Origin of the sequence: Frigoribacterium faeni (genome assembly GCF_007988805.1) — a bacterium.
Lineage (GTDB): Bacteria > Actinomycetota > Actinomycetes > Actinomycetales > Microbacteriaceae > Frigoribacterium > Frigoribacterium faeni.
Window position 1 is genome coordinate 1 of sequence record NZ_BJUV01000058.1, and the last position, 8,689, is coordinate 8,689.

The following is an 8,689-nucleotide window of genomic DNA, read 5'->3' on the forward strand; positions in this document are numbered from 1 at the left end:
CGGGGACTTCGCTTCGCTCGTCGATGCGGGGGGCGGGGGTCAGTTGTCTCGGGGGTGCTGGGCGGTGGCGTCGCGGCCGGTGACGGGGTAGGGGCCGGTCATGCCCTCACGGAGACGCGCCGCCGCGAGGATGCGGTCGCGCTGCAGATGCCAGCCGAGCATGAGCAGGGGGATGATCACGACCAGCGACATCACCGTGAACGAGCCGATCGGCCAGTCCACGGCCATGAGCACGATCACCGCGAGCAGGAACGCCAACGTCAGATAGCTCGTCACCGGAGCCCCGGGCAGACGGAAGGACGGCTCCTTCGCCTTGCCCTGCTTCGCCCACTGCCGCAGTCGCATCTGGCACAGGATGATCGTGCCCCATGCCGTCAGGATGCCGAGCGACGCGATGTTGAGCACGATCTCGAACGCCGCACTCGCCCCCACGATCGCGTTCAGACCCACACCGAGGAGGGTGATCGACGCCGTCAGGAGGATGCCGCCGAACGGCACCCCGCCCTTCGACATCTTCGTGGTGAACGTCGGCGCCGAGCCGTTCATCCCCATCGAGTGCAGCACTCGACCCGTCGAGTAGAGACCGGCGTTCAGGCTCGACAACGCCGCCGTCACCACCACGAAGTTCATGATCGAGCCGGCGATCCGACCCACCTCGGGGCTGCCGATGCTGCTGAAGAAGGTCACGAACGGGCTCTCGCCCTCCGCGTACGCGGTGTACGGCAGCAGCAGCGACAACAGCACGAGCGAACCGACGTAGAACACGGCGATACGGAGGATCACCGTGTTGATCGCCCGCGGGACGACCTTCTCGGGGTTCTGCGTCTCTCCCGAGGCCGTGCCCACCAGCTCGATGGCCGCGTAGGCGAACACGACGCCCTGCACCACGATCACGGCGGGCAGCAGACCGTTCGGCAGCACGCCGCTGGCGGCGATCAGCGACCAGCCCGTGTCGACGGCGGCCCCCTCGTGCGTCACCGGGAACGCGGCGGCCAGCCACACGACTCCGACGATCAGGAAGATCACCAGCGCGGCGACCTTCACGATCGCGAACCAGAACTCCATCTCGCCGAAGACCTTCACCGCGAGCAGGTTGACCGACAGCACGACCGCCAGCGCCACGAGCGCGAGCAGCCACTCCGGAGCGGCCGTGAAGGCGTTCCAGTACTGCAGGTAGAGGGCGACGGCGGTGACGTCGACGATCGCCGTCATGGCCCAGTTGAGGAAGTACATCCAGCCGGCCGCGTACGCGAACTTCTCACCGAAGAACTCGCGGGCGTACGACACGAACGAGCCCGAGGAGGGGCGGTGCAGCACGAGCTCGCCGAGCGCCCGGAGGATGAAGAACGCGAAGACGCCGCACACGGCGAACACGATCGCCAGCGCGGGACCCGCGCTCGCCAGCCGACCGCCCGCTCCGAGGAACAGACCGGTGCCGATCGCGCCGCCGATGGCGATCATCTGCAGCTGCCGCGGCTTCAGACCATGCTGGAATCCGGCCTGCTCGTGGCTGAAATCCTGCGGGACATTCTCTTGAGCGGTGGCGTCGCCACCCTCGTCCGAGGGACTCGTCATGTGCCGACACTAGGCCCGAGCGTGCACGTCGTGCACATCTCCGAGTCGGCATGTCGGGGGACGGGGCGGTGCAGGAGGAGCAGCCCGTGTAACGAATCGGCCACGGTCTCGATGCCCATGGGCATGCCGATCGGGCCGGATCGGGGTACACGTCCGGTCGGCCGGGAGGGGGGATCGGATTGGGATCGACGACACATGTTCGCTACGGTCGTGGAGGCCCGCTCCGGTGGGCCCGTCATCATCAGGACGCGCCGACCGATGGTCCGAGGCAATCGGATTCCGGTCGTCGTACGGTCTGGTGGCGCCGGCGCCGGTCCCATGACCGCGCCAGCGGGGAACGGGTTCGCATCCCAGATCACGATGCTTGAGCCAGACCCTCCCGCACGTGCCGTCGACCCGTCCGCCCGACCAGAACGCCGCCGACGGCGCGCCTGCCCGAGCGGAAGGCGACCTCCGGCGTGCCCGTGGAGAGCTCGTGACAACACCCCCCGCCGTGCGTGCCCGCAACCTGTACAAGGTCTTCGGCCGCAGACCCAAGGACGCCGTGGCCCGACTCGAGGCCGGAGCCACCCGCGACGAGGCCTCGCCCCTCGGCACGGCCGCCGTCATCGACGCGTCGTTCGACGTCCAGCCCGGCGAGATCTTCGTCGTGATGGGGCTGTCCGGCTCCGGCAAGTCGACGCTGATCCGCATGCTGAACGGGCTCCTCGAGCCCACCTCGGGATCCGTCGAGGTCTCGGGAGCCGGGATCTCCGACGTCCCCGCCAAGCAGCTGCGCGAGGTGCGTCGCCGCCACGTCTCCATGGTCTTCCAGCACTTCGCCCTGCTGCCGCACCGCACGGTGATCGACAACGTCGCCTACGGCCTCGAGGTGCAGGGCATCGCCAAGGCGAAGCGACTCTCCAAGGCCCGCGAGGTGACCGAGATCGTCGGGCTGGCCGGCTGGGAGGACAAGCTCCCGAGCGAGCTCTCGGGCGGGATGCAGCAGCGCGTCGGGCTGGCTCGCGCGCTCGCCGCCGAGACCGACATCCTGCTGATGGACGAGGCGTTCAGCGCCCTCGACCCGCTCATCCGCCGCGAGATGCAGGAGCAGCTGCTCGAGCTCCAGGCCAAGCTCGGCAAGACCATCGTCTTCATCACGCACGATCTCAACGAGGCGATGTTCCTCGGCGACCGGATCGCCGTGATGCGCGACGGGCGGATCGTCCAGATCGGCAGCCCGGAGGACATCCTCACCGACCCGGCGAACGACTACGTCGCCCAGTTCGTCCAGGACGTCGACCGGGCCCGGGTGCTCACCGCCGCGAGCGTGATGGAGCCCGCCCGTGCGGTCGTCCAGCTCACGGCCGGCCCGCGCGGGGCGCTCCGCACCCTGCGCGATCTGCAGACCGCCGCGCTCTTCGTGCTCGGCCGCGACCGCAAGCTCCTCGGCTGGGTCCGCGACCGGCACGTCATGCGCCAGGTCAAGTCGAACGACACCGACCTCGAGTCGATCGTCAACGCCGAGTTCGCCAAGGTCGGCCCCGACGCCGCCCTGGTCGACCTCTTCGAGCTCGCGGTGGAGAGTCCGCTGCCCATCGCCGTGGTCGACGACCGCGACCGCCTCATCGGCGTGATCCCGCGCGTCACCCTGCTGGCGGCACTCGGGAACGTCGACACGACGACGTCGCCGATCCCCGTCCTCGAGCCCGTCACCCGCTTCTCGGAGAGCGAACTCGACGCCACGCTCGCGACCGATGAGAACCCCCTCGCCGCCACCGAAGGAGCCACCCGATGAACGACATCCTCCGCATCCCGTTCGGCAGCTGGGTCGCGTCCGTCGTCGACTGGATCACCACCCACCTGGGCGGCTTCTTCGACGTCGTCCGCGCCGTCTTCCTCTTCTTCTACGAGTGGATGGAGTACATCCTCAGCGCGCCTCCGTTCTGGGCCGTCGTGGTCGTCGTGGCGGCGCTGGCGTTCCTCGCCCGGGGCTGGAAGTTCGCACTCGGCTCGGCCGTGGGACTGCTGCTGATCAGCTCGGTCAACCAGTGGGAGAACGCCATGTCGACCCTGGCGCTCGTGCTCGTCGCCGGGGCGATCGCCATCGCGATCAGCATCCCGTTGGGCGTCCTCGCCGCGAAGTCGACGATCGCCTCGCAGATCATCCGGCCCGTGCTCGACTTCATGCAGACCACCCCGGCGTTCGTCTACCTCATCCCCGCGCTGCTGCTCTTCCGCGTGGGCGTCGTCCCCGGCATCGTGGCGACCATCGTCTTCGCGATGGCACCCGGCGTCCGGCTCACCGAGCTCGGCATCCGCGGCGTCGACAAGGAGGTCGTCGAGGCCGGTCAGGCGTTCGGCTCCTCGCCGTGGCGCATCCTGCGGCAGATCCAGCTCCCGCTCGCCAAGCCGAGCATCATGGCCGGGGTCAACCAGGTCATCATGCTCTCGCTGTCGATGGTCGTCATCGCCGGCATGGTCGGAGCCGGCGGGCTCGGCGGTGACATCGTCGCGAGCCTGAACCGCATCGACGTGGCCCTGGGCGCCGAGGCCGGCGTGTCGGTCGTGATCCTGGCGATCATCCTCGACCGCATGACGGCGGCGCTCGGCGCCGACCGCCGTGCTCGTCGTCGGCCCTCGAAGCCGTCCCGCGCGACGACCGCCGACGCGGCCCCGACTCCCGCGGCCGACGAGGCCCCGCTGCCCGAGGGCAGCCCGCGTGAGCGGGCCGCCGCCTCGGTCTAGACCATCACCGTCGGGTCGGCACCGGCCTTCGGAGCCGACCCGCACCTCCTGCACCACCCGAAAGGATCACATGAAGAAGCGCACCATCGCGGCCTCCGTCGCCCTCGGCACGTCCGCCGTCCTCGCCCTGGCGGCCTGCTCGCCCCCCGGCAGCTCGTCCGCGAGCGAGACCCTCGAGAACGGCGACCAGAGCGTCGTCGAGATGGCCGTCTTCAACGGCTGGGACGAGGGCATCGCCGCCTCGTGGCTGTGGAAGACCGTGCTCGAGGAGCAGGGCTACACCGTCAACCTCACGATGGCCGACGTCGCACCGGTCTACCAGGGCCTGACGACGGACGACTACGACGTCGTCCTCGACACCTGGCTGCCCGTCACGCACAAGGAGTACATCGACGAGTACGGCGACGACCTCACCGACCTCGGCGCCTGGAACGACGGGGCGAAGCTCGCCATCGCCGTCAACGCCGACGCGCCGATCGACTCGATCGACGAGCTGAACGAGAACGCCGACCTGTTCGGCGGGACCATCGTCGGCATCGAGCCGGCCGCCGGTCTCACCTCGGCCGTCGAGAACGCGACGATCCCGGACTACGACATCACCGACCTCACGCTGCAGACGTCGTCGACCGCCGCGATGCTCACCGAGCTCAAGAGCGCGACCGACGCCGGCGAGAACATCGCCGTGACCCTGTGGAGCCCGCACTGGGCCTACGACGCGTTCCCCATCAAGGACCTCGAGGACCCGAAGGGCACGCTCGGCGACGCCGAGGGCATCCACTCGTTCGGCGGCAAGAGCTTCACCGCGGACTACCCGCAGCTGACCGAGTGGCTCGAGGGCTTCGAGATGGACAACGACCGTCTGTCGTCGCTCGAGAACGCGATGTTCAACAGCGGTGTCGACGGCAGCGACTACACCGACGCCGTCAGCACCTGGATCGACGAGAACCAGGACTACGTCGACGGCCTGACCAGCTGACCGATCGACCCCGGTCGACACGAGGGCCCCGCGCGACGTCGTCGCCGGGGCCCTCCGCGTGTCACCGGGAACCCACAGCGAGACCGGTGACGACGCACAGCGAAACGGCAGGACACCGCCGGGGAGGCGCGACTAGCGTCGTTCTCGGACGTCGCCCGGCGACGCCCGCACCAACCGCCCCGGACCCCCGGGGCACCGCACGAGAGGCACCACCCGTGAGCACCGTCAGCATCGAGACCATCCGCCGCAACGCGCAGGTCAGCACGCGCTCCGTGTCGGGCGATCTCGTCCAGGTCTCGACGCCCGACCGGGTCCTCGGCCACATCAGGCTCGAGAGCGGCTCGTACGTGGCCCTCAAGGGCGCGAACCCGCACTGGGGCGACGAGGTCGGCCGGTACGCCACGCAGGGCATGGCCGTCGAGGCCCTGCGTCAGCGCAAACGCTCCGTCTGAGGCGTCGAGCAGGCAGGCCGCTCACGCGCCCGGGGCGTCGCGCGGAGGAGCCGTCAGGGGCCGACCGTCGCGAAGAACGACCGCAGCTCGCGGTCGATCCGCGACCGGGCCTCGTCGTCGGACAGCGTCGCCGTCCCGTCGCCCGGCTGCGGTCCGTAGTCGCCGAACTGGGCGTGGTTCGACCCCTCGATCTCGACCAGGGTGGCGTCGTCGGGCAGCATGGCGCGGTAGCGGTCGATGTTGGACGGGGTGCTGAGACCGTCCTCGCTGCCGCTCAGGCTGAGGACCGGCAGGTCGGCGTCCGTGGACAGGTCCGTCGTGGCGCAGTACGAGCCGAGGAGCACGAGCCCGTCGACCCGCGGATCGGTCTGCGTCAGGGCGCAGGCGCGCACGCCGCCGAGCGAGTGGCCGCCCACCGCCCAGTGGCCGATCTCGGGCACCTCGGCCGTGAAGTCGCTCAGGGCGCGCCAGTCGAGGATCGCGAACCCGAGCACGGGTCGCACGATCACCACCGTCACCCCGCTGTGCACCAGCCCCGACAGCACCTGCTCGTAGGCCTGCGGGTCGACGCGGGCCCCGGCCAGGAACACCAGCCCCTGGTCGCGCGGCGTGGTCTCGGCGGGGCGGAGCACGACGGTGTCGGGGCGATCGGTCACGTCGACGCCCGGATCGTCGGCGACGTCGGCGACCGAGGAGGCGGTGGCCGCCATGGGCAGCTTGGCCCACGTGAAGAACCCGGTCGCCCCCAGCACGAGCACGGCGAAGAGGGTCATCGCGGCGAGCTTCGCGATCCTCCGCGAACGGGACCCGCGGTGGAACGCCGGGACCCGTGTGGCGGGCTCGTGTCGAGAAGCTGTGCGTTGTCTCACGGTTCCCATTCTGTCCGGGTCCCGGTGCGACGGCGCACGCCGGCCTCCACCAGGCTGGTGGGATGCCCTGGATACCCCTCGTCGTGTCGGTGCTCGTCGCCGTCGTGCTCACCTTCGTCGTCTCCGCCGTCGTCGGCTGGGTCTTCTCGTTCGTCGCGAAGCGGAAGGACTGGGCCCGGTCGTTCGTCGCCCGGATGCGTCGCCCGTTCCGCTGGACGCTCCTGGTGGTGCTGCTGACCGTCGCGCTCTCGACGACGCTGCCGGGCCTCCTCGGCGCCGACTACCCGGGCGAGGCGGCCCTCGCCCAGGTGTTCCGCTGCGCGGTGATCGTCGTCGTCGCCTGGTTCGTCGGCGCCCTCGCCATCTTCTTCGAGGACCTCGGGCTCTCGCGGTACCGCGTGGACACGCCCGACAACCGCGTCGCGCGTCGCGTGCGGACGCAGGTGCTCATCCTCCGGCGTCTGACGGTCGCCCTCATCGTCATCGTCGCGGCCGGCGCGCTCCTCCTGGGGTTCCCCGGCGTCGAGGCCGTCGGCGCCAGCGTGCTGGCCAGCGCCGGACTCGTCTCGGTGGTGGCGGGCCTCGCCGCCCAGTCCACCCTCGCCAACGTGTTCGCCGGCGTCCAGCTCGCCTTCAGCGACGCGATCCGCATCGACGACGTCGTGGTGGTCGAGGGCCAGTGGGGCCTGATCGAGGAGATCACCCTGTCGTACGTGGTCGTGCACATCTGGGACGACCGTCGCCTCGTGCTGCCGTCCACCTACTTCACGACGACGCCCTTCGAGAACTGGACCCGCCGCAACAGCGAGCTGCTCGGCGCGGTCGAGTTCGACCTCGACTGGCGGGTGCAGCCGAGCGAGATGCGCGCCGAGCTCGACCGCGTGCTCGCCGGCACCGACCTCTGGGACGGCCGCGTGAAGGTGCTCCAGGTCACCGACGCCGTCGGAGGCTACGTGCGCGTCCGCGTGCTGGTCACCGCGAAGGACGCTCCCACGCTCTTCGACCTGCGCTGCCTCGTGCGCGAGGACCTCATCTCGTGGCTGCACTCCGCGAGCCCGCGATCGATCCCGCGCTCGCGGGTGCAGCTGGTCGAGGAGGAGCCCAGCGCGCCGGGGAGGGCGCCGAGGTCGACCGCCGACGCCGGGGGCCTGTTCAGCGGCGAGAACGCCGACAGCGAGCGCACGGCGCTGTTCACCTCGGCCATCCCGATCCAGCACGACTCGGCGCCCGAGCCGCGCCCGTACGGGGCGACCCTCGGGGCGGAGGCCGAGCACGACCCGCACGTCACGGACCGGCCGGGGGGAGGGCCGATCGGACGACCCGACCGCTGAGCGGGTCGGCGGCCGCCGACTGCGGCAGGACGAGAAGGAGGCGCGCCCCGGTCACCCGGGACGCGCCTCCTCCTCGACCGCTCGGGTCAGTCGTCGTTCGCGGCGTCGACCACGTTGCCGATGGCGATGGCCGTCGTCGCCGCCCAGGCGACCGCGGTCAACAGCAGGCGCCAGTCACGCGGACCGGCGCTGAGGCTCTTCAGCAGGCTGAAGCCGGAGAAGGCGGCGCTGAGCATCGCACCGTTGAAAAGGAATTTGCGCACTGTTCTCTCCTGAGTTCGTTGCGTTCACGGTACCCGGTGGAGCGCATCCGGTCCGCCGGGTTGTAGGTTGAGCTGTCCGACGCCCGGTTCGGACCTCTCGCCGGTCCGAAGGAGTCCGCGTGCGCACTGCCGTCCTCGGTGCCGTGTTCGTCGTGGTGGGTGTCGTCGCCGCGGTCGCCGGCGTCCTCACCGGGCCCGAGCTCGTCGCCCTGATCGAGCGGGTCGCGCCCGTGCTCGGCTTCGTCGTCGGACTCACGATCGTGGCCGAGCTGGCCGCCGAGGCGGGCCTCTTCGCGTGGCTGGCGACGGCCTCGGCCCGCCTGGCACGGGGCCGCGTCGTCGTGCTCTGGCTGCTGGTCGTGGCCCTCGCCGTGGTCTGCACGGTCTTCCTGTCGCTCGACACGACCGCCGTGCTGCTGACCCCGGTCGTCGTCATCGTGGCCCGTCACGTCGGCCTCCCGCCGATGCCGTTCGCGCTGACGACGGTCTGGCTCCC

Annotated in this window: 9 protein-coding genes; 6 read left to right on the forward strand and 3 right to left on the reverse strand. The window is 70.5% G+C overall.

The window, feature by feature from the left end:
- Positions 1–39: 39 nt before the first annotated feature.
- Entirely contained in the window at positions 40–1,575 is a 1,536-nt protein-coding gene (locus FFA01_RS15415) for an amino acid permease (protein ID WP_146857070.1), read from the reverse strand.
- A 475-nt stretch (positions 1,576–2,050) separates the two neighbouring features.
- Between FFA01_RS15415 and FFA01_RS15420 the strand changes: the two genes are divergently transcribed.
- The 4 genes from FFA01_RS15420 (at position 2,051) to FFA01_RS15435 (ending at position 5,730) form a co-directional block, all read left to right on the forward strand.
- Positions 2,051–3,352: a quaternary amine ABC transporter ATP-binding protein gene (locus FFA01_RS15420; protein ID WP_244289901.1), complete on the forward strand. Its 1,302-nt coding sequence runs from the start codon at positions 2,051–2,053 to the stop codon at positions 3,350–3,352.
- Positions 3,349–4,302 carry an ABC transporter permease gene (locus FFA01_RS15425; RefSeq protein ID WP_146857071.1) on the forward strand — a complete coding sequence of 318 codons (954 nt, stop codon included), beginning with the start codon at positions 3,349–3,351 and terminating at the stop codon, positions 4,300–4,302. Before FFA01_RS15420 ends, FFA01_RS15425 begins: the two co-directional genes overlap by 4 nt.
- Before the next feature lie 70 nt (positions 4,303–4,372).
- Positions 4,373–5,278 (forward strand): glycine betaine ABC transporter substrate-binding protein, encoded by a 906-nt coding sequence (locus FFA01_RS15430; RefSeq protein ID WP_146857072.1) that lies wholly within the window; start codon positions 4,373–4,375, stop codon positions 5,276–5,278.
- 215 nt (positions 5,279–5,493) lie between these two features.
- Positions 5,494–5,730 (forward strand): hypothetical protein, encoded by a 237-nt coding sequence (locus tag FFA01_RS15435; protein ID WP_146857073.1) that lies wholly within the window; start codon positions 5,494–5,496, stop codon positions 5,728–5,730.
- Between the two features lie 53 nt (positions 5,731–5,783).
- Here the strand turns inward: FFA01_RS15435 and FFA01_RS15440 are convergent, their stop codons facing one another.
- Positions 5,784–6,503 (reverse strand): alpha/beta hydrolase, encoded by a 720-nt coding sequence (locus FFA01_RS15440; protein ID WP_244289902.1) that lies wholly within the window; start codon positions 6,501–6,503, stop codon positions 5,784–5,786.
- Positions 6,504–6,661: 158 nt separating this feature from the next.
- Here FFA01_RS15440 and FFA01_RS15445 point away from each other — a divergent pair, with 158 nt between their 5' ends.
- Positions 6,662–7,930 (forward strand): mechanosensitive ion channel family protein, encoded by a 1,269-nt coding sequence (locus FFA01_RS15445; RefSeq protein WP_146857075.1) that lies wholly within the window; start codon positions 6,662–6,664, stop codon positions 7,928–7,930.
- An 86-nt stretch (positions 7,931–8,016) separates the two neighbouring features.
- Here FFA01_RS15445 and FFA01_RS16035 read toward each other — a convergent pair whose 3' ends face one another.
- Positions 8,017–8,193: a hypothetical protein gene (locus FFA01_RS16035; RefSeq protein ID WP_167627406.1), complete on the reverse strand. Its 177-nt coding sequence runs from the start codon at positions 8,191–8,193 to the stop codon at positions 8,017–8,019.
- 119 nt (positions 8,194–8,312) lie between these two features.
- Between FFA01_RS16035 and FFA01_RS15450 the strand changes: the two genes are divergently transcribed.
- A partial coding sequence (locus FFA01_RS15450; RefSeq protein ID WP_280178089.1) for an SLC13 family permease occupies positions 8,313–8,689 on the forward strand: 377 nt, incomplete at its 3' end.

Bases quoted from the DNA above. Each gene is read 5' to 3' on its own strand.
- FFA01_RS15415 (WP_146857070.1), bottom strand. From the start codon at position 1,575: ATGACGAGTCCCTCGGACGAGGGTGGCGACGCCACCGCTCAAGAGAAT.
- FFA01_RS15445 (WP_146857075.1), top strand. From the start codon at position 6,662: ATGCCCTGGATACCCCTCGTCGTGTCGGTGCTCGTCGCCGTCGTGCTC.
- FFA01_RS15430 (WP_146857072.1), top strand. From the start codon at position 4,373: ATGAAGAAGCGCACCATCGCGGCCTCCGTCGCCCTCGGCACGTCCGCC.
- FFA01_RS15425 (WP_146857071.1), top strand. From the start codon at position 3,349: ATGAACGACATCCTCCGCATCCCGTTCGGCAGCTGGGTCGCGTCCGTC.
- FFA01_RS15440 (WP_244289902.1), bottom strand. From the start codon at position 6,503: ATGACCCTCTTCGCCGTGCTCGTGCTGGGGGCGACCGGGTTCTTCACG.